Source organism: Streptomyces sp. NPDC006283 (assembly GCF_040613325.1).
GTDB lineage: Bacteria > Actinomycetota > Actinomycetes > Streptomycetales > Streptomycetaceae > Streptomyces.
In genome coordinates this window covers 1-25955 of the sequence record NZ_JBEXRZ010000020.1, presented here as the reverse complement: position 1 = coordinate 25955, position 25955 = coordinate 1, and the positions used below count along the sequence as shown (strand labels likewise).

Below are 25955 nucleotides of genomic sequence, written 5' to 3'. Positions count from 1 at the left end.
AGGCTGCTTGGTTGCGTCGGCACCTCTTGCGGGCCCCCGAACGCGACGAGGAGTGGATACGCCGCGCCCTATTGCTACAGGGCAGGATGTAGCCGAGAGGGCGCACCGTTCCCGCCAGTGGCACGGTTCGAGCTGACCGGTGTGAAGTGGCCGCTGTCTGCACCGGTCCCGCTGATGGCACATCAGAATTTGGCGCTCTGTGTGAGGTGAGCCAGAGGGGAGCATTTCGGCCTCCGTCAACTCTGATCCGGCCGTGCTGCGCCGAAGTTGAATTCGAAACCGCTGCGTGTCTGATTCCCCTCAAGCTCACATCTTGCTCAACTGGCGTGACCATGACGCCTCCACACCGCTAAGTTGATCAAGCCAACGGAAAAGCGCGCGGGATCATATTCTTGACTGACCATCAGGATGCCCACGCTGGCTGGTCGGCCAGCATTCCCACATTGCGCTTTCGATGCTTAAGGGGAGAAGTATCTGTGTTCACTGCACGACGCCGAAGCGCCTGGAATTTCGCCGCCAGCACCGTAGTGTGTGCTGCAGCTGTGGTGGCGACGTTGACTCCTACCGCCCAGGCTGTTGACAACGCACCCGATCCCGCCGTTGCCGCCGCTCTGCAGCGCCATGCGGACGGAAGCTGGACCCAGGCTGACGTGGACCTGATCCGGTCCATTCCCGAGCTGGCTGCTGTGGTGGCAGACCCCACGCGCCCGGTCGAAGTGACCACGAAGGAAGCCGCCTTCTCGGCAAGCGGGCAGGCGGTCTCGCCGATGGACGGAGAGCCTCTATCGCCGGAGGAGCTTGCGGAAGTTATGCCTCCCGCTCACCTCGACGGAAAGCCTCAGCCCGGGGAGGTGACGCTCCCGGCCGAGTCCGCCGATACTGCCGGCTCATTCGGGACCCGCATCACGGGCGGCAGGTGGAAGATGACGCACGTCACTCACACACACCGCAGCTACTCCGGCTCGGTCATCTACAAGTACCAGACCTGGGCAGAGTTCAACTACGGCGGCGGCAAGGTCCGCGCCTGGCGCTACCGCGCCGACGACATCACCAACGCATCCGAGATCGTCAATGTCGACAACCGGCGCATCGTCGACTCGAAGACCTCCACCCCCGCCTCTTCGGCCACCTCGAAGATGAAGCGGAAGGTCGAGCTGTGCATATTCAAGTACGGTTGCTACTCGACCATGTACCCGTACGTTTACACCACGGTGAAGGGCACAGGCCGAACCAGCTTCACCAGCGGCGTCTAAGGAGCCTAGGATGAGTTCACTCGTCGGGAAAATCATCCTCATCGTAGGAGTGTTTGCCGCCATCCTGTTCTTCTTCGGATCTGGAATCGGAGAAATCGAGCTGGGAATCTGGGGGGCGGGTCTGATTGCCTCTCTGGTGGTGACCGTACGCCTCCATAGGAAGAAGAGCGCCACCCGCTAAACTATAGGAGGTCCCCTTCCATGTGGGGTGGAAGGGGACCTCGGTCCGTTTAGCTGAAAACAGATGGCGCCGGCCGGAACCGGGTCTCTTGTGCGCTCAGTTCCAAATGGGCTCGATCAAGTCGGGATCGAATTTGCGCTTGCCCCGGCCCGCGGGGTGGATGAGCACGGCCGTGACGCTGTGCAGGACGATCTCACGTTGCCGTTCGATGGGCAGCGCGAAGAACTCCTCTAGTGTCAGGTTGGCAGTGTTGCCCTTGGCCTCCGCCTGCTTCTGCTCCTTGTAGAAGCGGGCGCGTTCCAACTTCAACGCATCGCGCTCCCGCTCCTTGCCTGGGAGCAACTGCAAGAGTGAGGACACAGTGATCGTCTTGGCCCTCTCGGCTTCGATGAGCCGGGCGATATCGGTGAGGGTGTCTTCCAACTCCTGTTCCCTGGGCCAACGGGCGTCCGTGGGCATGACTGACGTAGCGGCCTTCTCGCGCTGCTCGGCAAGGGCGAGTTGGGTAATCAGCCTGTCGACCGGTTCACCGACCCGGCCGACCTTTCCGCACCCGCCGTTGACCTGAGAGCACTGGTAGGTGTACTTCGTGCCCTTGGAGCCGGGTTTCCAGCGCCGGTTGATCTGCCCTCGGATCTTGCTCTTGCACAGTCCGCATCGCGCGATCCCTGAGAGCAGGTACTTGCGGGCGAGTGTGTCGCCCGCCCGCCGGCCCTGCTTGCGATCAGCGACTGCTGCGGAAACGGCTTCCCACTCCTCGACCGTGTTGATCGTGTCCCATTCACCCCTGACTGGCTGTCCGTCGTCACCGTGCAGGATCTCACCGTGGTACGTGCGGTAGCCACACAGTCGGGGGCTGGTGAGGATGTGCTCGACGTGGTGATGGGCCATGCGCTTGGTGCCTTCGCGCGGGTTGCCGATTCCCTCGGCGTGCCAACGCTGCCGAATCGTGCCGATGCGCACTCCGGCCAGTACTTCCTTCTGGGCCTGGCGGATGTGCGCGGCGGCGACGGGGTCCACCTTGTTCCGGTCGTCCTTCTGCCACCCGTACGGCGCGGGGCCTCCATTGGCCTTGCCCTGCTGAGCCAACTCCAGGTGCTTGCGCTTGATCCGGCGCGACGTGTCGTGCGACGACTTGTTGGCGAACGCCACCATGATCCGCGCCATGGTCCGTCCGTCGGCGGTGCCTAGGTTCACGTCGTTGGTGACGGTCGCGAATTCCAGCCGTGGACGCTCGTCGAAGATCTCGATCAGCCGCTCAAGGTCGCGCGGCTGACGGGCCAACCGGTCCAGGTCGTATGCCACGACGCCATCGATCAACCCGGCCTGCAGATCCTTCAGCATGAGCTCGAACTCGTCGCGCACCACGTTGCGCTTGAAAGCGGACACGTCGTTGTCTTCGTAGACCTTCACCGACTGCCAGGTACGCAGGTCCGCTAGACGCTCGCAGTCTGTGCGCTGACGGCCGACGCCGAGTGCGTCCCCCTCGTCATCTCGTGAGATCCGGGTGTAGATCCCCACCTTGCGTGCCATGATCGGGGCCTCCCCTGCCGGCGATCTGGTGTTTCGGTATCGGGCAAGGCTACTACCCTCATTGACTTCGTTTGCCCTGGAGTGTGGAGAAGCCCGTCGTGCGGCGCAGCGGTCAGGTGCTCGACGCCTGACAGGCGCAGTGCAGCTCTCCCCGCATCAGAAGAAGGCCTCCGCCGGATCGGCGGAGGCCTTCTTGTACGGCGCTCTTGTATGTCGCTCGGGTCGCTCAGATCGTGCCGAGCTTGATGATCGACAGCAGTGCGACCAGCTGGATCGCCGACGCGCCCAGCGCCTTCGGCCACGGCAGGTCGTGCGACTTGCTCACCATCGAGGTGAACAGCGCGCCCGCCGCCAGCCAGGTCGCCCATCCCAGCACCTGGACAAGAGAGTTCTCGCCGCCGAGGAAGAGGGCGAAGACCAGGCGGGGGGCGTCCGTGATGGACATGATCAGCATGGAGAGGCCGACCGTCGGCTGCCATGCGCCGTCGCCGCCCAGCTGGCGGGCCAGGGTGTGGGTCACCGCGCCGAGGACCAGACCGCTGATGACGAAGGCGACGCCCGTGACGAGCACGTACGGGATCGCGTTCGAGAGCGTCGCGTTGATCGCCTCGTCCCGCGGCTCGTCGAAGCCGAAGATCGCGAGCATGCCGTAGAGGAACGTGACGACGAGCGCCGGGCCCCAGACGGCGTGGTCGCGCATCTGCAGGAACGTCGGGCCGGGTCGCAGCACAATGCCGCTCAGCAGCTGCTTCCAGTGCAGGCGCGGACCCGCGGGGGTCGCCGGCGCGGCTCCTGAGCGGTAGGTGGCGCCGTCGCCGTAGGGATCGTCGTGCACGCTGAACATCTGCGTGTGGCCCGGGTTGTTGGCCGCGTACGGGTCCTGGGGCGGGGCGTACTGCGGGTGCGGGTCGCCGAAGTACTCCGGCTCGTCGTATCCGCCGCCCTGCCGGGGCCCGCCGCCGGCCTGGGGCCACTGCTGCTGCCGCTGCTGTTGCGCGTACGGCGGCGCTGCCGGACGACCACCGCCCTGGTAGGGCGGCGGCGCCTGCGGCGCCTGCTGTTGTTGGGTGCGGTTGTCCCGGCCGCGTCCGATCCTGAATCCAGCCACGTAATCGAACGTACCCGGTCCACGAACGTGAGGTGGCGGCAGACCCGGAACCGGAGGCCTTTGCGGCTGACCTGTGACATCCCCTAAGGGAACCCCGGGGGGCCTGCCCCACGCCGCCCAACGGCCCTGCCGCGGCGCCCGATCGGCGCCGCCCGGCAGCAGGTCAGGGTAGGAAGACGGACGTGCTGAAGGTGATCGCCGGCCGTGTGCCCGCGGTCTTCGGGGCGGCCGCCGGGTACAGCGCGACCACGTCGGCCCGCTCGCCCCGGTGGGTACGGGTCACCACGTCCGGCCGCTTGTCGCCGTCGAAGTCGGCGTATGCGAGGACGTCCGTGACGGGCTTCGTCTCCCCCGCCGTCAGCGCGGGCGCGGGCGGGGGCTCGACCGCGGCGAAGGTGTACGTGCCGCCGGGGCGGCCGGGGCCGGCCGGGCCGCCGAGCAGGATCCTGCCCTTGGCGGCGGCTCCCGCCTCGCGCGTACGGGGCAGGACGACGAGGTCGTCGGCGCCGTCGCCGTTCGTGTCGGCGCGCGGCGCGGGCGCCGCCAGGGCGGGGCCGCCGCCGGGGACGGGTGCGGTGGCTGCGCGCGGGGCGCCGGCGCGGGTGAAGGGGCCCCGCAGGAAGCTGACGCGCCCGGCGGAGGCGGTGACGGCCAGGTCGGCGCTGCCGTCGCCGTCGAAGTCGCCGCAGACGGGGTGGTCGGGCCAGTCGTTCCCGTAGCGGGCCCGCTCGGGGATCCGCAGGACGACCGCCTTGCCGGTGATTCCGGTGGGGGAGCCGAAGAGCAGCTGGAGGGGCACGGGAGGGCGGCCGATGCCGTCGTACGGCGGGTCGGTCGCGACCACCAGGTCCGCGTAGCCGTCCTTGTCGAGGTCGCAGGAGGTCTCGGCGTCGAACGCGGCCGGCAGTGTGCCCTTGACCTCGGCGCCGTGGGTCTGCGGCGTGAGCAGCCGGCGGACGGCGGGGTCGAGGCGGCGGGCGGTGTTCGTGCCGTAGACGACGCCGATGCCCGCGTCGTCGCCGTGGCTGTCGCGGGGCGACTTCACCAGGTCGTTCAGCACGAGGTCGCGGTGGCCGTCGCCGTTGAAGTCGTAGGGGACCCGGCTGCCTTTGCCGCGCGGCACGGGCAGCGAGGTCTCGGTGGTGCGGTCCGCGGCCGGGTCCGTGTCGCCGTTCTTCGCTTCGGCCTTCGACGCGACGGGCTCGGAGGTGCTGTCGCAGCCGCTCAGGGCCGTCAGCAGCACCGCGGAGGCGCAGAGGGCGGCCAGTGCCGTCGCCGCTCTCGTTCGTGTGCGCACAGGCCCTCCCCCTGATCCGCTGTTTCTGTTCGTGTCCGCGGTTGCGGTTGCGGTTGCGGTCGCGGTCGCGGTCGCGGTCGCCCCACGATGCTCGTCCGGAAGGTCGCCCCGGGCAATGGTTCGCGACTGATCGAAGGCCAAAGGTTATGCGGCGGCTGGTCACGGGTGGGTGCGGCGGGCGGTACACGCGTGAGCGGCGGACGGTCACACACGTGAGCGGCCGGTCCTGCCCCCGAGGCAGGTCCGGCCGCTCACTGTTCTCCTACAAGGAGACGGTTACTTCACGGGCTCCGGTTCCGGCGCCCCCTCCGGTTCGGTCTCCGCCGCCGGATCGGCGGGCGGGGTCTTCACCGAGTCGAGCAGCAGCTGCGCGACGTCGACGACCTGGAGGGACTCCGGCGCCTTGCCGTCGTTCTTCTTGCCGTTGACGGAGTCGGTGAGCATGACCAGGCAGAACGGGCAGGCGGTGGAGACGATGTCCGGGTTGAGGGACAGGGCCTCGTCGACGCGCTCGGTGTTGATGCGCTTGCCGATCCGCTCCTCCATCCACATCCGTGCGCCGCCGGCGCCGCAGCAGAAGCCGCGCTCCTTGTGGCGATGCATCTCCTGCTGGCGCAGGCCCGGGACGGCCGACATGATCTCGCGCGGGGGCGTGTAGACCTTGTTGTGGCGGCCCAGGTAGCACGGGTCGTGGTAGGTGATCAGGCCGTCGACCGGCGTGACGGGGACGAGCTTGCCCTCGTCGATGAGGTGCTGCAGCAACTGCGTGTGGTGGATGACCTCGAACTCGCCGCCCAGCTGCGGGTACTCGTTCGCGATCGTGTTGAAGCAGTGCGGGCAGGTCGCGACGATCTTCTTGGCCGACTTCGGCTTCTTCGTCGACTCGTCCTCGTCGTCCTCGCCGAACGCCATGTTCAGCATCGCGACGTTCTCCTGGCCGAGCTGCTGGAACAGCGGCTCGTTGCCCAGGCGGCGCGGGGAGTCGCCGGTGCACTTCTCCTCGCCGCCCATGATCGCGAACTTGACGCCCGCCATGTGCAGCAGCTCCGCGAAGGCCTTGGTGGTCTTCTTGGCGCGGTCCTCGAGGGCGCCGGCGCAGCCGACCCAGTAGAGGTAGTCGACCTCGGTGAGGTCCTCGACGTCCTTGCCGACGATCGGGACCTCGAAGTCGACCTCCTTGGTCCACTCCACCCGCTGCTTCTTGGCCAGGCCCCAGGGGTTGCCCTTCTTCTCCAGGTTCTTGAGCATCGTGCCCGCCTCGGACGGGAACGAGGACTCGATCATGACCTGGTAGCGGCGCATGTCGACGATGTGGTCGATGTGCTCGATGTCGACCGGGCACTGCTCGACACAGGCGCCGCAGGTGGTGCAGGACCACAGCACGTCCGGGTCGATGACGCCGTTCTCTTCGAGGGTGCCGATCAGCGGGCGCTCGGCCTCGGCCAGCGCCGCGGCGGGGACGTCCTTGAGCTGCTCCTCGGAGGCCTTCTCCTCGCCCTCCATGGTCTTGCCGCCGCCGGCCAGCAGGTACGGGGCCTTGGCGTGCGCGTGGTCGCGCAGCGACATGATCAGCAGCTTCGGGGAGAGCGGCTTGCCGGTGTTCCAGGCGGGGCACTGCGACTGGCAGCGGCCGCACTCGGTGCAGGTGGAGAAGTCGAGGATGCCCTTCCAGGAGAACTGCTCGACCTGCGAGACGCCGAACACGTCGTCCTCGCCCGGGTCCTCCCAGTCGATCTCCTTGCCGCCCGACGTCATCGGCTTCAGCTCGCCGAGGGCCGTCTCACCAGTGGCGTTGCGCTTGAACCAGATGTTCGGGAACGCCAGGAAACGGTGCCAGGCCACACCCATGTTGGTGTTGAGGCCGATGGTGATGGCCCAGGTCATGGTCACGCCGAGCTTGACCATGGCGAAGAAGTACACGAGGTTCTGCAGCGTGCCGAGGCTCAGTCCCTTGAAGGCGAGGACGAGCGGGTACGAGGCCCAGTAGGCCGCGTCGTAGCTCTCGACATGGTGGATCGCGCCCTCGAGGCCGCGCAGGGCCATGATGCAGAGGCCGATGACGAGGATGACGTACTCGACGAAGTACGCCTGCCAGGCCTTGGAGCCCGCGAAGCGCGACTTGCGGCCGGCCCGGGAGGGCAGGTTGAGCAGCCGGATCGCCATCAGTACGAGGATGCCGACGGTGGTCCCGAGGGCGATGAACTCGATGTAGACCTCGTACGGCAGGAAGCCGCCGACGACCGGCAGCACCCAGTCGGCCTGGAAGAGCTGTCCGTACGCTGTGACGATCGTCAGACCGAGTGTGAGGAAGCCGACGGCGACGAACCAGTGCGCGACGCCGACGACCCCCCAGCGGTTCATCCGGGTGTGGCCGACGAACTCCTTGGCCAGCGTGACGCTGCGCGCCTGCCAGTTGTCCGTACGGCTGCCCGCGGGGACGGGCTGGCCGAGCTTGACGAACCGGTAGATCTGCGCGACCGCTCGGGAGATGAGCGCGACGCCGACCACCGTCAGGGTCAGCGACACGATGATCGCGGCGAGTTGCATTTGGGGGCTCCTCGGGCCTGCGAGGGTGGGTGATCCAGCACTACTACTAAGCGGTAACTTATTCAGTCCGTGCTGAGAGTACCCACTTATCCGGCCGCACTGTAGCCGCGCGCGCGGTGATCTGTGTCGCTCAGGCAACCCTGACCGGGGCCGTCTGCATGACCTCTGTCGGACGCCGTCCTGCCACCACGGCGGGGACGGTACGGGCCAGGATCAACAGGTCGAGTCCCAGCCAGTGCTGCTCCACATAATGCAGGTCGAGCACCGTCATTTCCTCCCAGGGGAGGTCCGAGCGTGCGCTGACCTGCCACAGGCCGGTGATCCCGGGCCGTACGGCGAGCCTGGCGCGGCCGGTGCCGGGGCCCTTCGCGTCCGCCTCGCGCGCGGCCAGCGGCAGCGGGCCCACCAGTGACATGTCCCCGCGCAGGACGTTGAACAGCTGGGGGAGCCGGTCCAGGAAGTGACGGTGCAGTACGTGGCCCACCGCTGTGACCGTGCCCGCGCGCTTCGTGCGGAACGTGAACATCGTGAAGGCGCGGCCACCGCGGCCCACCCGGTCCGCCCGCTGCAGCACCGGGCCCGCGGAAGTGGCCGCGACGGCGGCCGCGGCGGCCAGCAGGGCCGGCGACAGCAGCAGAAGAAGGATCAGGGCGCCCGTCACATCGACGGCTCTTTTTGCCGGCACGGGGCACGCCCCTCTCGTCACGAATGACAGTTCTTGATCGCTTTTTTCGGATATGACTTTCCCAGATGTGTGCGTTCAAGAAGGGCGCGCCACGCGCGTGGGTGGCAGGTCTGCACGTAAGGGCGGGATAAAAGTTGAGTGTCCCCGACTCACGTCTGTTGACTCCACGGAACGGGTGATGCATCCTTGAGCCAGTTCCACTCAAGTCAGCTGGAGGAATCGAAATGGCACGTGCGGTCGGCATCGACCTGGGCACGACTAACTCCGTCGTCAGCGTTCTGGAGGGCGGCGAGCCCACCGTCATCACCAACGCCGAGGGTGCCAGGACCACGCCGTCCGTCGTCGCCTTCGCGAAGAACGGTGAGGTGCTGGTCGGCGAGGTGGCCAAGCGTCAGGCGGTCACCAACGTCGACAGGACCATCCGGTCCGTCAAGCGCCACATGGGCACGGACTGGAAGATCGAGCTCGACGGGAAGAACTTCAACCCGCAGCAGATGAGCGCGTTCATCCTGCAGAAGCTGAAGCGCGACGCGGAGTCCTACCTGGGCGAGAAGGTCACCGACGCGGTGATCACCGTCCCGGCGTACTTCAACGACTCCGAGCGTCAGGCCACCAAGGAGGCCGGCGAGATCGCCGGTCTGAACGTGCTGCGCATCGTCAACGAGCCGACCGCGGCGGCCCTGGCGTACGGCCTGGACAAGGACGACCAGACGATCCTCGTCTTCGACCTCGGTGGCGGCACCTTCGACGTGTCCCTGCTCGAGATCGGCGACGGCGTCGTCGAGGTGAAGGCCACCAACGGTGACAACCACCTCGGTGGTGACGACTGGGACCAGCGCGTCGTCGACTACCTGGTGAAGCAGTTCCAGTCCGGTCACGGCGTCGACCTGGCCAAGGACAAGATGGCTCTGCAGCGCCTGCGCGAGGCCGCGGAGAAGGCGAAGATCGAGCTGTCGTCCTCCACCGAGACGACGATCAACCTCCCGTACATCACGGCGTCGGCCGAGGGCCCGCTGCACTTGGACGAGAAGCTCACGCGCGCCCAGTTCCAGCAGCTGACCTCCGACCTGCTCGAGCGCTGCAAGACCCCGTTCCACAACGTGATCAAGGACGCCGGCATCGCGCTGTCCGAGATCGACCACGTGGTCCTCGTCGGCGGCTCGACCCGTATGCCCGCCGTCGCCGAGCTCGTCAAGGAGCTCACCGGAGGCAAGGACGCCAACAAGGGCGTCAACCCGGACGAGGTCGTCGCCATCGGCGCCGCCCTGCAGGCCGGTGTCCTCAAGGGTGAGGTCAAGGACGTCCTGCTCCTCGACGTGACCCCGCTGTCCCTCGGTATCGAGACCAAGGGCGGCATCATGACCAAGCTCATCGAGCGCAACACCACGATCCCGACCAAGCGGTCCGAGATCTTCACCACGGCCGAGGACAACCAGCCGTCCGTGCAGATCCAGGTCTACCAGGGCGAGCGCGAGATCGCGGCGTACAACAAGAAGCTCGGGATGTTCGAGCTGACCGGTCTGCCGCCGGCCCCCCGCGGGGTCCCGCAGATCGAGGTCGCCTTCGACATCGACGCCAACGGCATCATGCACGTGACCGCGAAGGACCTCGGCACGGGCAAGGAGCAGAAGATGACCGTCACCGGCGGCTCCTCGCTGCCGAAGGACGAGGTCAACCGGATGCGCGAAGAGGCCGAGAAGTACGCGGAGGAGGACCACGCCCGCCGCGAGGCCGCCGAAAGCCGCAACCAGGGCGAGCAGCTCGTCTACCAGACCGAGAAGTTCCTCAAGGACAACGAGGAAAAGGTCCCCGGTGACGTCAAGACCGAGGTCGAGACCGCCCTCACCGAGCTGAAGGAAAAGCTCAAGGGCGAGGACACCGCGGAGATCCGCACCGCCACGGAGAAGGTCGCCGCGGTCAGCCAGAAGCTCGGCCAGGCGATGTACGCCAACGCCGCGCCCGAGGGTGCCGCCGCCGGCGCCGACGCCGGTGCGGAGGGCCAGGCCGGTGCTCAGGCCGACGACGACGTCGTCGACGCCGAGATCGTCGACGAGGACAAGCCCAAGAAGGACGGTGCCGCGTGACGGAGGAGACCCCGGGCTTCGAGGAGAAGCCCGACGTCCCCTCCGGCGCCACACCTGACGACGCCGCCGAGTCCGCCGAGACCTCCGAGCAGGAGGGCCCGGCGGCCCCGGCAGGGGACGCAGCAAAGATCGCCGGTCTGACGGCGCAGCTGGACCAGGTCCGTACGGCTCTCAACGAGCGCACGGCGGATCTCCAGCGGCTCCAGGCCGAGTACCAGAACTACCGCCGCCGCGTGGAGCGCGACAGGGTCACGGTCAAGGAGATCGCCACGGCGACTCTGCTGACCGAACTGCTGCCCGTGCTCGACGACATCGGCCGCGCCCGGGAGCACGGGGAAGTGGTGGGCGGGTTCAAGTCGGTGGCCGAGTCTCTCGAGACGGCCGCCGCCAAGATGGGCCTGCAGCAGTTCGGCAAGGAGGGCGAGCCCTTCGACCCGACCGTCCACGAGGCCCTGATGCACTCGTACGCGCCGGATGTCACGGAGACCACGTGCGTCGCGGTGCTCCAGCCGGGGTACCGCATCGGCGAGCGCACGATCCGCCCCGCGCGGGTCGCGGTGGCCGAGCCCCAGCCGGGCGCGGCCCCGGCAGCGCAGAAGGAAGAGAAGCCGGCTGACGAGGAGAGCGGTGGCCCCGAAGAGGGCTGACGCAGGAAACGTCCGGAAGGAGGGACGTCGATGAGCACGAAGGACTTCGTCGAGAAGGACTACTACAAGGTTCTCGGCGTCCCCAAGGACGCCACAGAGGCCGAGATCAAGAAGGCGTACCGGAAACTCGCCCGCGAGTTCCACCCGGACGCCAACAAGGGTGACGCCCAGGCCGAGGAGCGCTTCAAGGAGATCTCCGAGGCCGCCGATGTCCTCGGCGACCCCAAGCGGCGCAAGGAGTACGACGACGCCCGCGCGCTGTTCGGCAACGGCGGCTTCCGTGCACCGGGCGCCGGCGGACCCGGCGGCACCTTCAACTTCGACCTGGGCGACCTCTTCGGAGGCGCCCAGGGCCAGAGCCAGGGTGGCGCGGGCGGCTTCGGCGGCGGGCTGGGCGACGTGTTCGGCGGCCTGTTCAACCGGGGTGCCGGCGCGGGCACGCGCACGCAGCCGCGCCGCGGCCAGGACATCGAGTCCGAGGTGACGCTCAGCTTCACCGAGGCGGTCGACGGGGCGACGGTCCCGCTGAGGATGTCCAGCTCGGCCGCGTGCAAGGCCTGTTCGGGCACCGGCGACAAGAACGGCACGCCCCGCGTGTGCCCGACCTGTGTCGGCACCGGCCAGGTCTCGCGCGGCGGCAGCGGCTCCTTCTCGCTGACCGACCCGTGCGTGGACTGCAAGGGCCGCGGCCTGATCGCCCAGGACCCGTGCGAGGTCTGCAAGGGCAGCGGGCGGGCCCGGTCCTCGCGCACCATGCAGGTCCGCATTCCCGCGGGTGTCTCGGACGGGCAGCGCATCCGGCTGCGCGGCAAGGGTGCCCCCGGTGAGCGCGGCGGTCCTGCGGGCGATCTGTATGTCGTCGTGCATGTCGACGCCCACCCCGTCTTCGGACGCAAGGGCGACAACCTCACCGTCACCGTGCCGGTCTCCTTCACGGAGGCGGCGCTCGGCGGCGAGGTGAAGGTGCCGACGCTCGGTGGGCCCCCGGTCACGCTGAAGCTGCCGGCCGGCACACCGGGCGGCCGCACGATGCGTGCCCGCGGCAAGGGCGCGGTCCGCAAGGACGGCTCCCGAGGCGACCTGCTGGTCACCGTCGAGGTAGCTGTCCCCCAGGAGCTCGGCGACAAGGCGAAGGAAGCGCTGGAGGCCTACCGCGAAGCCACCGCGGGCGAGGATCCGCGGGCGGAGTTGTTCCAGGCCGCGAAGGGAGCTTGATATGGACCGGTCGGGGCGCAGTCGCAACCCTTACGAACTGACCGACGAGTCACCGGTGTACGTCATCTCGGTCGCCGCGCAGCTGTCGGGCCTGCACCCGCAGACCCTGCGGCAGTACGACCGCCTCGGTCTCGTCTCCCCCGACCGCACGCCTGGCCGGGGCCGGCGCTACTCGGCCCGTGACATCGAACTGCTGCGTACGGTCCAGCAGTTGTCGCAGGACGAGGGCATCAACCTCGCCGGCATCAAGCGCATCATCGAGCTGGAGAACCAGGTCGCCGCGCTCCAGCAGCGGGTCGCCGAGCTGTCGGCGGCCGTCGAGGGCGCCGCGGTCGCGATGCAGCAGCGCGAGGCCCAGGTGCACGCCTCGTACCGGCGCGACCTCGTGCCGTACCAGGACGTGCAGCAGGCGAGCGCGCTGGTCGTCTGGCGGCCCAAGCGCCCGGAGTAGGGCGGCGGTTGTCGCCGAGTGCGGCGAGCGAGGGGCCGGAGAGCGGGCAGCTCTCCGGCCCTGTTGCATGCGGCGATCACGTGCCCTGGGCGGGCGGGACCGCACGGTCGCCCACGTCGACGATGCCCGACTGGGCGAGCAGTGCACCGAGGTGGGTGCGGCTCGAAGCGCCGAGCGCCTGCATCAGTCGGGAGATGTGCGAGCGACAGGTCCGCACACTGACGCCGATACGACGGGCGACGATCTCGTCGGAATGGCCTGCGGCGAGCAACTGCCCGATGCGTTGCTGCACATCGGTCACGGGAGCGTCGGACGGAGTGGTAGGCACGCTTTCGGTGCAGGGTGTGGCCAGTGCCCACAGCACTTCGTAGAACTGGGTGAAGTACTGGATCAGCGCGGGGTGCCGGATTTCCAGTGCCCTGTCCCGCTGTGGTGGGACCGGGACGAAGACCACCGTACGGTCGACGATCAGCAGCGCTTCGACGGTTCGATCCACCGTACGGATCCGCATGCGACCGTCGGGCAGCTGGTGCAGGCTCCTCTCGATGTTCGGGGTGCCGTCCGGCGCCAGTTGGCGGATGAGGCGGCATGCCGTGCCTTGTCTGATGGGCTCGGCGTGGTCGAGGAAACTGCTTGGCCACTTGCCTGGCAGGGTGACGCAGGGTTCCACGGTCAGGATTTCGTCGTCTGCGGCGCCGACCGCATCCGCAATGGCCGTACCGATCTTCCGGTCGCCGTCGAGGACGGTGAGGGCGAGGCCGGGATCTTCATTCGAGACGGAGATCAGGGGTTCCAGAGCCGAGGTGAGTTCCGCTGCGGTCCGTGCGAGGTCGTGGAGGTCGCGGGCGACGGGTCGCAGGAGCCTGGCGAGGGCCCCGGAGGGTGGTGCGGGGGACAGGACGGAGGGGTCATGCGGGTCGGAGTGGAGCAGTGCCATGTCGATGAGGCAGGGGGCCGGGGCGACGTCTTCACGTGCGATGCGGCCCTGCCGTAGTGCCTCGGTGTAGAGCAAAGCTCCGGCTTCGCAGAGCTCGTGTGCTTCGTGTGTGTGCGAATGGCCGTTGTCCATGTCTGACCTCATGCGTTCTCCGCCGCCATGGAGGGCTGGGCGATTCCCGACTGCACGAGGCGAGCACCAAGCTGGGTGCGATTGGTCGCCCCGATCGTCTGCATAAGCCGGGAGATGTGTGCGCGGCATGTTCGTACGTTGATGCCCAGACGCCGGGAGACGGCGTCGTCGGTATGGCCCTCGGCGAGAAGCCGGGCGATGCTCCGCTGGACGGCGGTAACCGGTATGTCGGCAGGCGCCGCCTTCAGCTGCTCCGTGATCGGTATCGCGTAGGCCCACAGCGTCTCGTAGACCTGGACGAGACAGGCGACCAGATTCGGGTCGCGGATCTCGAGAGCCGCTTCCCGCCCGGCAGCCGCGGGTACGAAGGCGACAGTGCGGTCGAGAATGATCGTCCGCTCGATCGTCGCCTCGACGGTACGCACCTCCAGCCCGCCTGGGGGTAGTTGGCCAACGTATTCCCTCATGGCACGGTTGTAGCGCGCCGGATGCTGGTACAGGTGCCGGAGCCGGACACCCTGTCCGATCAGGGTCAAAGAGCGACGCAGACTCTGCTGCATGATCTCCGGATTCCTGGTGCTGCCCGGCTGCACCGTCAGGACCTCTTCCCTGGCTGTCTGCAGGGTGTCACCGAGTACCGCGTCGATCTGCGGCTTGCCGACGATGAGAGTGACGGCACGGTCTGCCGCCGTGGCCGGAATCGCGTCCAACTGACCAAATAAGTCGGCCAGCTGAGCGGCAAACCCTGCCCGTTTGCCGATCTTCTCTGCAATGGGCTCCAGAAGGCGACCGAGAACTGCGGCGGGAGCTACCGGGCGCACAACCGCCGGGTCGTGCGGGTCAGGGTGGAGGAGCGCCATCTCGATGAGGCAGGGAGCGGCGGCGAGGTCTGCATGTGTGATGCGGCCCTTGCGTAAAGCCTCGCCGTAGAGGCGGAGGCCGGGTTCGCAGAGGTGTCGGTGGCTGTGCGTGTGTGCTGGATTGGTCGGAGCCCGCCCCATGTAATCCCCCCGATTTTCTGAACTGCATCAAGTTGATGTCGGTCAAATCCTAGCCACGTAGGAATGTTGGACCGGTTGAGTCTTGGTAACTCCACGCCCATGGGGCTGGGCTGCAGCAATCAGGAGGCGTGCCGGATCGTCGGCACTCTTGCACCAGTAGGAAGTGTCTCCACTGGCTTGAATTCAACGGCCGATAGAAGAGGGTGCGTGCAGGGCTCCGCTTTGTGCAGTGCAACAACATGACGGTGTTGGACGTGCCGCCGCTGCGAGAGAGTCGATGACGCGGCAGCCGGGGACAGGATGGGAGCCTACGGCGCCGTGACGGTGAGAGAACAAGGCTCCTCCGTCTCCGCATTTCCAGTACTGCATCAACAACAGGGGAGGACTTATGTCCATCGGCAGAACTGCATCCAGGATCCTGATAGGCGGCGCAGCCGTACTCGCACTTTCCGGAGCCGGACAGGCATTCGCCGGCGCGGGGGAAAACCTGGACTCGTCGGTCTACGGTGCGAAGGCCCGGAGCCACGGCACCAACGGCCAGGTCGCCATCAGCGACACTGCGGCAGACAGGCACTCCGTCTACACCCTGTACGACCGTCGGGACAACACTGGTCTGCGCCTCGACAACTCCAGGGGCAACGGCTCCACGGTCTACAGCGGCATGAACGAGAACAACTACGTCCGCAAGGTGACCGCCTGCGTCAACATCCAGCTCAGCCCGGACAGTTGTGGCGCTGACGACCGCCCCGGCGACGAACACTAAGCGACTGTGATGCGGTGGGGCGGTCTAGAACGCCCCACCGCATTTTCTGCGTTCCCGGACACCTACATCCCAGGGAGGACGAGTACCCATGCAGACAGCAGAGGGCACCGCCGCAGACACGCGGACGGTACTGGAGATCACCGGGCTCAGGCATCGGATCGGCGGACGAACACTCTTCGACGGTCTCCAGCTGTCCTTGCGGGAGGGCGAGTCGATCGCCGTGACCGGGCCGTCCGGATCCGGGAAGAGCACACTCCTGTCCTGCGCGCTGGGCCTGATCACTCCGGACATGGGAACGGTCACCATCACCGGCGCCGAGACCACCCGCCTCCGCGCATCCCAACTCGCCCAATTACGTGCCGAGTCGATCGGTATGGTCTTCCAGTTCGGTGAACTTCTCCCGGAACTCAGCCCGCTGGACAATGTCGTCCTCGCCGCCCTCCTCGCCAGACGCAGCGGGCGTGACGTGCGCGAGCGTGCACAACGCCTGCTCGACGAACTCGGCGTGCCACAAGCGGCGACCAGCCAGGAACTCTCCGGCGGAGAGCGGCAGCGTACGGCCGTGGCACGCGCTCTGATCAACGAGCCGGCCGTCCTGCTGGCCGATGAGCCGACCGGCGCCTTGGACAGCGAAACCCGGGACAAGACCGCCGACATGCTGTTCGCCCTGCCGCGGCAGTACTCGTGCGGACTGCTCGTCGTCACCCACGATTCGGGCATCGCGGCCCGCGCGGACCGTGCCCTCCACCTCACCGCGGGAGTCCTCGCACCGGTCGCCACGCGAGAGGCGCACTGATGGCCGCCAGCACGAGAGGACTGGTACGTCAGCTCCTCGCCGTCGGACGTACTGCGGGCCGGAAAGCCGAGGCCGGCGGTGCCCGCTTCGTCGCCCTCCTCCTCGCCACCCTGGTCCTCACCCTCGCCATGGGCAGTCTCGTCGCGGTCCACGCTGTGTACACGGGCAAGGAACAGCACCGCATCGCCAGGACCCCTGTCGTCGCAGAACGCGAAGGCTCCCTCGGTTCCACCGTGTGGCTTGTGGGAGCCGACTCGCTCGACGGCGAACGACGCTTCAGCGTCGTGTATCTGGCCCCGCACCAGGGCAACGCGCCGCTGCCGCCCGGAGTGGAGCGCTGGCCTGCTCCCGGTGAGGCAGTGCTGTCCCCGGCCCTGAGGAATGCGGGTGCGGCAGAGGACATCGACCACCGCTACGGCAAGCTGGCCGGAACGATCCAGGCATCCGGCCTGGACGAGCCGACCGAATGGCTCGCCTACGTCCGCCCGCGCGACGGCCTCAGTGCCGAGCGGCCGAGCGAGCTCATCACCGGATTCGGTCCTGCCGACGGCCAGATCATGCCCGGCCTGGAACCCGGCTCGGGACGACAGGACGACAAAGCGGAATGGATGTTCCAGGCCGCTGTGGCCGGCATGCTCCTCCTGCCGGGCCTTGTCCTTCTCCTCGTTGCCGCACGCACCGGCGCCCACGCTCGCGACCGCAGGACCGCCCTGGTCGCCGCACTCGGCGGACAGCGCAGGGACCGAGCGCTCATCGCCCTCGGGGAAGCAGGCCTCCCGGTGCTCGCTGGCGCGCTCCTTGGTGCCGCGGCCGTCACCGCAACCCTGCTGCACAACACCCACATCCCCTACACCGACTACATCCTCTCGTCCGCGTACCTACGCGAACACGGTCGGCAGATCACCCTCACTCCCGTCATAGCGCTCCTGGCTGTCCTCGCGGCAGTTGTCACCGCAGACCTCGCACCACGCCGGAGCGCCAACGGAACGCGTCCCCACAGCGGGGCCCCCTCCGTCTGGCTTCCCCGCATCGCCGCACTGTTCCCCGTCATGTTCCTCATCGCGATGTACGGTCCCGACTTCGCTGGGCAGGGCTCCGCTGCGCGCATCCTCATCGGATGGGCAGGTATCGCCGGTACGACCCTCACCCTGCCCGCCGCCGTCGCGACCGCCACCGCAGCCGGCGGACGCGTTCTCACCCGCCGGGGGCAAGCACACGGTCTGCCCGGCACCCTTGTGGCAGGACGCCGCACCCACACCCACCCCGGCGCCACCGCCCGGCTGGTCACCGGTGTCACGGTGGCCCTCATCATCCTCATGCAGGCGGTCGCATGGCAGGGCCTGTTCGGTTCACAGAGCGCCGAAGCACAGCACACCCTCGACCGCATAGGCCGTAGCGCCCTCGTCGTCGGCGCCAGAGACGACGTGACCACCGCGGACATGACCGCTTTCCTGGACCGCCTGCCGGACACCGAAGCCGTCCTTCTCGACCCACCGGCCGACGGCCCCGACAGCCCCATGGCCCTGTACGCCGACTGCCCCGGCCTCGCCGCCCTGCGCCTTCCCTGTCCCGCCGGTACAAGCCGTATCACCGAGACACCCGAGGACCCCCGGCTGCAGGAACTGATCCGATGGACCCCGCATGACGAGATGATCCTGGACATCCACCGCACCGACACCCACGACCTCGCACGGCGCGCCGCGGCCCCAGAAGCGGACTTCCCCCTCGTCATCCTGCGTCGTGACGGAAGCGACCTCTCCACCGCCGCCGTAAAGAGACTGTCCTACGAGGTGTTCCCCCGTGGCGCACAAGTGCGTGCTCCGGGCGAGGAGCAGGTGACCGCCGGAATCCCCAACCGGGACCAGGGGCGTTGGAGCACTCTCCTCGGGGTGACCGGCATCACCGTGCTTGCTGTGACCGCCGGCCTCAGCGCCATGGCGGAATTCCTGCGCCACGGACGTGCGCTCGCTCCCCTGTCCGTCCTCACTGGTGGCCTGCGCGTCTTCCGTACCAGCGCGGCGTGGTCCGTCCTCACCCCACTGGCCATCGCAGGTCTTGTCGGGAGCGTGGTCGCGGCAGGCCTTGCAGCCCCGGTCAATGCGAACGGAGAGTCTTACATCACGCGCGAACTGCTGTGGTCTGCGTCGGGGATCGTCCTGATCGTCAGCGTCCTGATGTGGCTATGGGCGTCCACCGTCGCTGTCCGACAGGCCCGCGCCTGGCGTCCGCGCGGTGACTGACCCTGGCGGCGCTGGCGGCCCACAGGGGGCGGGTCAGCCGTCATCTGACGGCTCCGCTTCGTGCAGCGCAACAAATATCCGTGATGTTTGCGCCGCTTCCGAGAGAAGTCGACTGCGCCGCGGCCGGATCGGGGTGAGCTACCGCCTTCATGCGGGCGGTGGCCATAAACCACCCTCATACGGCCGCGGCTGAATTCGGCTCAAGTATGAATAGGCCTCAACCGGCCTCGTAGGACCGCTGGTTGGAGCCAGTGGCGGGAGTAAGCCGGTGCGGGGGATCGGGGATGACGCATCACACACATGATCTTGTCGAGCTTTGCGAGGCGGGTTCATCGGGCTATGGGCAGGCGCTGCGGCGTGGTCGTGTGCGGCGCGGAGAGGTGGCCCAGGCGCCGTGCTTGATCGACCTGGGGCTGTTGCACCCGGACCCGGACGACAGGGAGTGGCTGGTTCCCACACTGCCGTCGGTTGCGCTGCACGTGGCGCTGCGTGACATCGAGGCGGAGATCCACGCTTCGCGAGAGAGACAGGCGAGGGTCGCGCAGATGCTGGAAGGCTTTGGCTATCGCGAGGGCGACGCCTCGGCCGGGTCGGTCGGCGGGATGACGGTGTTGGAGGGGCTCCCCCGTATCAACGCTGCTCTCGACAGGGCGCTCGACGCTTGCCGCACGGAGCTTCTGTGCGTACAGCCGGGTGCACGCAGCGAGTCGATCCTCGATGCCGCACTGCCCAAGCACCTACGGCTCCGGGACAACGGGGTGCGCATGCGTACCCTCTATGGGCGGGCTTCGGTGCACAGTCCCGCACTGAGGGGTTTCCTCGACCAGGTCGGGGATGCGCTGGAGGTGCGAAGCCTGAGTGATCTGCCGCAGCGCCTGTTCATCATGGACCGTGCGGTGGCCTTCGTCCCGGCGAGTGAGGACGGCCTTTCGGCCGCCTTGGAACTGCGCCACCCAGCGCTCGTCAAGTACCTCGTGTCCGTCTTCGAGCGGATGTGGCACCAGGCTTCGCCTCTGCTGGGAGCCACACCGCCGGCGTCTTCTCTGGGCAGCGTGTCAGAGCGTCAGTTCGCGATATCCCGCCTGCTGGCGGAGGGGCACACGGACGAGGTAGTAGCCCGGCGGTTGGGAATCAGTGTGCGGACGTGTCGAAAGCACATCGCGCACCTCGCCCAACTGCTCGGCAGCGCAAACCGCGTGCAGCTCGGGGTGCTCATTGCCCGGTCTGGGATGCTCGAAGTGGCGTCGGAACCACGGTGACCATGGCCGGGCAAGGCGATGCGCATGGCCGGGGGATCTGTGCGCGGCGACGCGATGCAACAAGATGGCGAGGGCTTCCGGTCCTGTTCCCCGGCGTTGTGAATAGGGCTCGCCATGACGGGCCGGAGCAGTACGTATGTCAGTCCTTGTCGTCCAGGATGCCCGACTGCGCGATGAGGTAGCCGAGTTGGGCGCGGCTGCCGCTGCCCAGGGTGGCGTTCAGTTTGGCGATGTGGGCGCGGCAGGTGCGCACGTTCATCCCGAGGCGGCGGGCGATGGAGTCGTCGACGTGGCCCTCGACGAGCAGCTTGGCGATGGAGCGCTGAATGCTGGTGATGCCGTCCAACTCGGGGGCATACGACAGTTGCTCCTCCCACGGTGTGGCGTGGAGCCAGAACTGCTCGAAGACGCCGACGAGATAGCGGACCAGTCCCTCGTGGCGCAGTTCGAGGGCGACCTGCCGGTCGCTGCGGGCGGGGACGAGCGCCACCCTGCGGTCGATGATGATCAGGCGCTCGATGATCTCCTCGAGCGTGCGCACCTCCACGCCGAACGGAGCGACACGCTCCACGTACGCCAGGATGGAGGGGTGATGGCGTGCCGTGTGCTGGTACAGGGTGCGCATCTTCACGCCATTCCTGATGAGCGGTTCCGCCCTGCGCAGCCCCTGCGCCAGGGCATCGGGCTTGCGTCCGCTGCCAGGTTGGACCGTCAGCAGCTCCTCCGTGCACTCGGCGGTGACGCGGTCAAGGGTCGCGTTGATGAGCCCGAGCCCCTCGAGCACGGTGATGGCGTGTCTGGTCGACAGGTCCTGTGCCGTGATGCTCATGAACGGCTCGAAAGTGTCCGCGATGGCGAGGGCAAGTTGCCGACGCTCCTGGATTTCCCGCTCGAGAGGGTGCGTCAGCTGATTGAGCGCCAGTGCTGGGGGAACGGGCCGCAGCCACTGAGCGTCGTCGGGATCGGGCCTGAGCAGCGCGAGATCCAGCAGGCAGGGCGCGTCCGCTGCCTCTGACCGGGCCAGTTGGCCGGTACGCAATGCTGCCGCATAGAGCTTTTTGCCCGCTTCGCATAGTTCCCCAGCGCTATGGCTATGTCCGAAATGATCCTGCTTCGACGTCATTTGACACCCCCTCAGGGTCCTGAATTACAGGAACATGATGCCCGTGCTCGCTGGTAGAAGCGTTCGGTGTGAGACATCGTCTTAGACGCGGGGGGAGGGTATTGGACAGAATGGGGTGGAGATTCTCCATGAACAGGATGGTTCGCATATTTTGCGCGCTTGCGGTCGCGGCGGCAGGTCTCAGCTTTTTTGCGACCAGCGGTGAACCTTCGTGGGACTCCGAGCCTGCGCGCTCGGTCGTCGCCGTCGAGGACGATCTCTCGTGGGACAGCACGCCTGCAGGCGCGGGCGCATGACCATTCCTCCGGACGACAGGGTCTTCCGGCGCGAGATGGCGACGGCCTACCGCTCCGGGTGGCACTTCATCGACCTCGTCACGGCAATCCCGCACCGTGGCGACTCGTTGATGGTCACCCTGTTCGGAGAGCCGATCGTCGTGGCGCGCGAGGAGGACGAGGATGTCCGTGCCTACCGCTGTCTTCGCCGGCCCCGAGGGGCTCCGCAGCCCGTCCGCTGTGCCATTCGGTACGGCATGATTTTTGTCAATCTCGACCAGCGTGACCACCAGCTGGCCGAGCCGGACACCACCGCCACCCCCCGCAGTGCCTGAGCGATTCCCCCGTCGTTTCAAATCGCTCAGGTGCTTCCCCCACACAGCGGCGCCATCGTGGACCTGAAACACGATGGCGCCGTTGTGCTGCCCGAAAACATCCGGGCAGCGGCGTGACTGAACCGGGCCCGGCCTGTAGCCGCCCGGGCCGGGTGCGAACGGCCCCGCCTGCGCCCGCCCCCGCTACGCCCGGCCCATCGCGCGGGTCAGCGCGATCTCGATGACCACCCGGTCCGGATTCGGCTTCGGGGTGCGTCCGTACCGCTCCGCGTAGCGGCTCACCGCGTCCGCCACCACCTCCGCCTCCGTGCGGATGGTCGCGATGCCCTCCAGCGTCGCCCAGCGGCCCTTGTCGACCTGGCAGACCGCCACCCGAGCCCCCTCCGGGCCGGCGGCCAGCACGTTCGCGACCTTGCGGCTGTGCTTGTTGGTGATCACCCGGGCGAAGCCGCCCTGCGGGTCGTACGTCACCCCTACCGCCACGACGTGCGGAGTGCCGTCCGGGCGCGGGGTCGTCAGCGTGCACATGTGGTGGTCGCGCCAGAAGCTGAGGTACGAGGCGTCGGGGTTGCGAGGGTCGATGGCCATGGGGCGGAACCTACCTCCGTGGGCCGATGCCCTGTCGTGCGGCACCCTGAGTGGAATAGACTCAACTTTGTGCACGTTGTCGGAGTCAGTATGGACGTGACAGTTCCATCGGCGAGGAGGAGAGAGCGCACGTGGACGCAGAGCTGACCAACAGGAGCCGGGACGCGATCAACGCCGCGACCAGCCGGGCCGTGTCCGACGGACACCCCGATCTGACCCCGGCGCATCTGCTCCTGGCGCTGCTCGAGGGGCAGGACAACGAGAACGTCATCGACCTGCTGGCCGCCGTCGAAGCGGACCAGGCGGCGGTGCGGTCCGGGGCCGAGCGCGTCCTCGCGTCGCTGCCCAGCGTCACCGGCTCCACCGTCGCCCCGCCCCAGCCCAACCGCGAACTGCTCGCCGTCATCGCGGACGCCGCGCAGCGCGCCAAGGAGCTCGGGGACGACTACCTGTCCACGGAACACCTGCTCATCGGCATCGCCGCGAAGGGCGGCGCCGTCGGCGAGGTGCTGGACCGGCAGGGCGCAGATGCGAAGAAGCTGCTGGACGCGTTCGAGAAGGCAAGGGGAGGGCGCCGGGTGACCACACCCGACCCGGAGGGTCAGTACAAGGCGCTGGAGAAGTTCGGTACGGACTTCACCGCTGCTGCGCGCGAGGGCAAGCTCGACCCGGTCATCGGCCGGGACCAGGAGATCCGCCGCGTCGTGCAGGTGCTGTCGCGACGCACGAAGAACAACCCGGTGCTCATCGGCGAGCCCGGCGTCGGCAAGACCGCCGTCGTCGAGGGCCTCGCCCAGCGGATCGTGAAGGGCGACGTCCCCGAGTCGCTGCGCAACAAGCGGCTCGTCGCGCTCGACCTCGGCGCCATGGTCGCCGGCGCGAAATACCGCGGCGAGTTCGAGGAACGGCTGAAGACAGTGCTGTCCGAGATCAAGGACAGCGACGGCCAGATCATCACCTTCATCGACGAACTGCACACCGTCGTCGGCGCAGGCGCCGGCGGCGACTCCGCCATGGACGCCGGCAACATGCTGAAGCCGATGCTCGCCCGCGGCGAGCTGCGGATGGTCGGCGCGACCACCCTCGACGAGTACCGCGAGCGGATCGAGAAGGACCCGGCTCTCGAACGGCGCTTCCAGCAGGTGCTCGTCGCGGAGCCGACCGTCGAGGACACCATCGCGATCCTGCGCGGGCTCAAGGGCCGTTACGAGGCCCACCACAAGGTGCAGATCAACGACAGCGCGCTCGTCGCCGCCGCCACCCTCTCCGACCGGTACATCACCTCCCGCTTCCTGCCGGACAAGGCCATCGACCTCGTCGACGAGTCAGCGTCCCGGCTGCGCATGGAGATCGACTCCTCGCCCGTCGAGATCGACGAGCTGCAGCGCGCCGTCGATCGGCTGCGTATGGAGGAGCTCGCCCTCAACAACGAGTCGGACCCCGCCTCCAAGCAGCGTCTGGAGAAGCTGCGCCGCGACCTCGCCGACAAGGAGGAGGAGCTGCGGGGCCTCACTGCCCGCTGGGAGAAGGAGAAGGAGAGCCTGAACCGCGTCGGTGAGCTCAAGGAGCGCCTCGACGACCTGCGCGGCCAGGCCGAACGCGCCCAGCGCGACGGTGACTTCGACACCGCCTCCAAGCTGCTGTACGGGGAGATCCCCGGCCTGGAGCGGGAGCTGGAGGAGGCCGCGCGGGCCGAGGCCGAGCAGGAGGCGTCGAAGGACACCATGGTCAAGGAGGAGGTCGGCCCCGACGACATCGCGGACGTGGTCGGCTCCTGGACCGGCATCCCGGCCGGACGTCTCCTCGAGGGCGAGACACAGAAGCTGCTGCGCATGGAGCAGGAGCTGGGCCGGCGGCTGATCGGCCAGAGCGAGGCCGTGCAGGCCGTCTCCGACGCCGTGCGCAGGACGCGGGCGGGGATCGCCGACCCGGACCGGCCCACCGGCTCGTTCCTCTTCCTCGGCCCGACCGGTGTCGGCAAGACCGAGCTGGCGAAGGCGCTGGCCGACTTCCTCTTCGACGACGAGCGGGCCATGGTCCGCATCGACATGTCGGAGTACGGCGAGAAGCACAGCGTCGCCCGTCTGGTCGGCGCGCCTCCCGGCTACGTCGGCTACGAGGAGGGCGGCCAGCTCACCGAGGCCGTCCGCCGCCGTCCGTACAGCGTGGTGCTGCTGGACGAGGTGGAGAAGGCTCATCCGGAGGTCTTCGACATCCTGCTCCAGGTCCTCGACGACGGGCGGCTCACCGACGGGCAGGGCAGGACGGTGGACTTCCGCAACACCATCCTGATTTTGACCTCCAATCTCGGCAGCCAGTACCTGATGGACCCGACGACCAAGGAGGAGCAGAAGAAGCAGCAGGTCCTGGACGTGGTGAGGGCGTCCTTCAAGCCGGAGTTCCTCAACCGGCTCGACGACCTGGTGGTCTTCTCCGCCCTGGCCGAGGACGAGCTGGCGCGCATCGCCGAGCTGCAGATCGGCCGGCTCGCCAAGCGGCTGGCGGACCGCCGGCTGACCCTGGACGTCACGCCGGAGGCCCTGGCCTGGCTCGCCGAGGAGGGCAACGACCCCGCGTACGGCGCCCGCCCGCTGCGCCGGCTGATTCAGACGGCGATCGGCGACCGCCTCGCCAAGGAGATCCTCGCGGGCGAGGTCAAGGACGGCGACACCGTACGGGTGGACCGTTTCGAGGACGGCCTCATCGTCGGCGCGGCGCAGTGACGGCGCTCGTGTGACGTCCCGGCCGCCGGCGCCTTTGTGCTCCGGCGGCCGGATCTTTGTCAGCCGGCAGCGGATCGCGGGCGGCGGGGCTTGCCACCCCCCGCCGGGGATGGGAGAGGATGGCCGCATCCGTACGAAGGGAAATTCACGGTGACCATCGATCCGTCCTCGATTCCGAATTTCGGGGGCCAGCCCCAGCCTCAGGCCGCAGGACCGGCGGGCCCCGTCGTTCCCGATCAGGATCTCGTCAAGCAGCTTCTCGAGCAGATGGAGCTGAAGTTCGTCGTCGACGACGAGGGCGACCTCGCCGCGCCGTGGGAGGACTTCCGCACGTACTTCATGTTCCGTGGCGAGGACGAGCAGCAGGTCTTCTCGGTGCGGACCTTCTACGACCGGCCGCACGCCGTCACGGAGAAGGCCAGGATCCTCGACGCGATCGACGACTGGAACCGCAGGACCCTGTGGCCGAAGGTCTACACCCACCTCCACGAGGAGGAGGGCGCCGAGCTGCCGACGATCCGTCTCATCGGCGAGGCGCAGATGCTGATCGGCACGGGCGTGAGCCTCGAGCACTTCGTGTCGTCGACGGTCAGCTGGGTGCGCGCGTCGATCGAGTTCGACAAGTGGCTCGCGGAGCAGCTCGGCCTGGCCGTCCAGGAGGAAGAGAAGCCCGCCGACGACGCCTGAGGCCCTGGGCGTCCCCATGAGACAAGGCCCGGCGGGCCGCGGTCCTCACGACCGCGGCCCCCCCGGCCGGCGCGGTGGGGGGGGGGGGGCCAGGG

General features: G+C 68.0%; 22 protein-coding genes. 13 read left to right on the top strand and 9 right to left on the bottom strand.

Annotated features, from left to right (window positions below):
* Positions 1-476: 476 nt before the first annotated feature.
* Positions 477-1253, top strand: coding sequence for a hypothetical protein (locus tag ABZ070_RS07085; RefSeq protein ID WP_356630813.1), 777 nt, complete (start codon positions 477-479; stop codon positions 1251-1253).
* Between the two features lie 10 nt (positions 1254-1263).
* Positions 1264-1434: a hypothetical protein gene (locus ABZ070_RS07080; protein WP_356630811.1), complete on the top strand. Its 171-nt coding sequence runs from the start codon at positions 1264-1266 to the stop codon at positions 1432-1434.
* Between the two features lie 96 nt (positions 1435-1530).
* Here the strand turns inward: ABZ070_RS07080 and ABZ070_RS07075 are convergent, their stop codons facing one another.
* From ABZ070_RS07075 to ABZ070_RS07055, 5 genes are all read right to left on the bottom strand, one after another.
* Positions 1531-2967 (bottom strand): recombinase family protein, encoded by a 1437-nt coding sequence (locus ABZ070_RS07075; RefSeq protein ID WP_356630809.1) that lies wholly within the window; start codon positions 2965-2967, stop codon positions 1531-1533.
* 226 nt (positions 2968-3193) lie between these two features.
* Positions 3194-4075: a Yip1 family protein gene (locus tag ABZ070_RS07070; RefSeq protein WP_356630807.1), complete on the bottom strand. Its 882-nt coding sequence runs from the start codon at positions 4073-4075 to the stop codon at positions 3194-3196.
* A gap of 163 nt (positions 4076-4238) precedes the next feature.
* Positions 4239-5372: a VCBS repeat-containing protein gene (locus tag ABZ070_RS07065; protein WP_356630805.1), complete on the bottom strand. Its 1134-nt coding sequence runs from the start codon at positions 5370-5372 to the stop codon at positions 4239-4241.
* A gap of 276 nt (positions 5373-5648) precedes the next feature.
* A complete protein-coding gene (locus tag ABZ070_RS07060; protein WP_356630803.1) occupies positions 5649-7919 on the bottom strand; it encodes a (Fe-S)-binding protein in 2271 nt (756 codons plus the stop codon).
* Positions 7920-8049: 130 nt separating this feature from the next.
* Positions 8050-8604: a sugar transferase gene (locus tag ABZ070_RS07055; protein WP_356630801.1), complete on the bottom strand. Its 555-nt coding sequence runs from the start codon at positions 8602-8604 to the stop codon at positions 8050-8052.
* A 224-nt stretch (positions 8605-8828) separates the two neighbouring features.
* Between ABZ070_RS07055 and dnaK the strand changes: the two genes are divergently transcribed.
* Genes dnaK through ABZ070_RS07035 form a run of 4 tightly spaced genes read left to right on the top strand, consistent with a single transcriptional unit; the run spans position 8829 to position 13001 of the window.
* Positions 8829-10688, top strand: coding sequence for a molecular chaperone DnaK (gene dnaK, locus ABZ070_RS07050; protein ID WP_356630799.1), 1860 nt, complete (start codon positions 8829-8831; stop codon positions 10686-10688).
* On the top strand, positions 10685-11335 hold the full coding sequence (gene grpE / locus ABZ070_RS07045) for a nucleotide exchange factor GrpE (RefSeq protein WP_356630797.1): 651 nt from the start codon (positions 10685-10687) through the stop codon (positions 11333-11335). The genes dnaK and grpE overlap by 4 nt, the downstream gene beginning before the upstream one ends.
* A gap of 30 nt (positions 11336-11365) precedes the next feature.
* Positions 11366-12550 (top strand): molecular chaperone DnaJ, encoded by a 1185-nt coding sequence (gene dnaJ / locus ABZ070_RS07040; RefSeq protein ID WP_356630795.1) that lies wholly within the window; start codon positions 11366-11368, stop codon positions 12548-12550.
* Position 12551: 1 nt separating this feature from the next.
* Positions 12552-13001 (top strand): helix-turn-helix domain-containing protein, encoded by a 450-nt coding sequence (locus ABZ070_RS07035; protein ID WP_356630793.1) that lies wholly within the window; start codon positions 12552-12554, stop codon positions 12999-13001.
* Positions 13002-13077: 76 nt separating this feature from the next.
* Here the strand turns inward: ABZ070_RS07035 and ABZ070_RS07030 are convergent, their stop codons facing one another.
* Positions 13078-14082, bottom strand: coding sequence for a LuxR C-terminal-related transcriptional regulator (locus ABZ070_RS07030; RefSeq protein WP_356630791.1), 1005 nt, complete (start codon positions 14080-14082; stop codon positions 13078-13080).
* On the bottom strand, positions 14079-14930 hold the full coding sequence (locus ABZ070_RS07025) for a LuxR C-terminal-related transcriptional regulator (protein ID WP_356630789.1): 852 nt from the start codon (positions 14928-14930) through the stop codon (positions 14079-14081). The genes ABZ070_RS07030 and ABZ070_RS07025 overlap by 4 nt, the downstream gene beginning before the upstream one ends.
* 529 nt (positions 14931-15459) lie before the next feature.
* On the opposite strand from ABZ070_RS07025, the gene ABZ070_RS07020 reads away from it, so the two are divergent.
* The 4 genes from ABZ070_RS07020 (at position 15460) to ABZ070_RS07005 (ending at position 20129) form a co-directional block, all read left to right on the top strand.
* Positions 15460-15834, top strand: a complete 375-nt coding sequence (locus tag ABZ070_RS07020; protein WP_356630787.1) for a hypothetical protein — start codon at positions 15460-15462, stop codon at positions 15832-15834.
* 88 nt (positions 15835-15922) lie between these two features.
* Positions 15923-16630 (top strand): ABC transporter ATP-binding protein, encoded by a 708-nt coding sequence (locus ABZ070_RS07015; protein ID WP_356630785.1) that lies wholly within the window; start codon positions 15923-15925, stop codon positions 16628-16630.
* Entirely contained in the window at positions 16630-18870 is a 2241-nt protein-coding gene (locus ABZ070_RS07010) for an ABC transporter permease (protein WP_356630783.1), read from the top strand. Before ABZ070_RS07015 ends, ABZ070_RS07010 begins: the two co-directional genes overlap by 1 nt.
* Positions 18871-19154: 284 nt before the next feature.
* Positions 19155-20129, top strand: coding sequence for a helix-turn-helix transcriptional regulator (locus ABZ070_RS07005; protein ID WP_356630781.1), 975 nt, complete (start codon positions 19155-19157; stop codon positions 20127-20129).
* A gap of 139 nt (positions 20130-20268) precedes the next feature.
* Here the strand turns inward: ABZ070_RS07005 and ABZ070_RS07000 are convergent, their stop codons facing one another.
* The gene (locus ABZ070_RS07000; protein ID WP_356630779.1) at positions 20269-21252 is read right to left on the bottom strand and encodes a helix-turn-helix transcriptional regulator; all 984 of its coding nucleotides are present in this window, start codon (positions 21250-21252) and stop codon (positions 20269-20271) included.
* Positions 21253-21544: 292 nt separating this feature from the next.
* Here ABZ070_RS07000 and ABZ070_RS06995 point away from each other — a divergent pair, with 292 nt between their 5' ends.
* The gene (locus ABZ070_RS06995) at positions 21545-21862 is read left to right on the top strand and encodes a (2Fe-2S)-binding protein (RefSeq protein WP_100108277.1); all 318 of its coding nucleotides are present in this window, start codon (positions 21545-21547) and stop codon (positions 21860-21862) included.
* 183 nt (positions 21863-22045) lie between these two features.
* Here ABZ070_RS06995 and ABZ070_RS06990 read toward each other — a convergent pair whose 3' ends face one another.
* Positions 22046-22450 (bottom strand): TIGR03618 family F420-dependent PPOX class oxidoreductase, encoded by a 405-nt coding sequence (locus ABZ070_RS06990; RefSeq protein ID WP_356630776.1) that lies wholly within the window; start codon positions 22448-22450, stop codon positions 22046-22048.
* Between the two features lie 131 nt (positions 22451-22581).
* Between ABZ070_RS06990 and clpB the strand changes: the two genes are divergently transcribed.
* On the top strand, positions 22582-25173 hold the full coding sequence (gene clpB / locus ABZ070_RS06985) for an ATP-dependent chaperone ClpB (RefSeq protein ID WP_356630774.1): 2592 nt from the start codon (positions 22582-22584) through the stop codon (positions 25171-25173).
* Positions 25174-25323: 150 nt separating this feature from the next.
* Positions 25324-25860: a YbjN domain-containing protein gene (locus ABZ070_RS06980; protein ID WP_356630772.1), complete on the top strand. Its 537-nt coding sequence runs from the start codon at positions 25324-25326 to the stop codon at positions 25858-25860.
* Positions 25861-25955 lie beyond the last annotated feature (95 nt).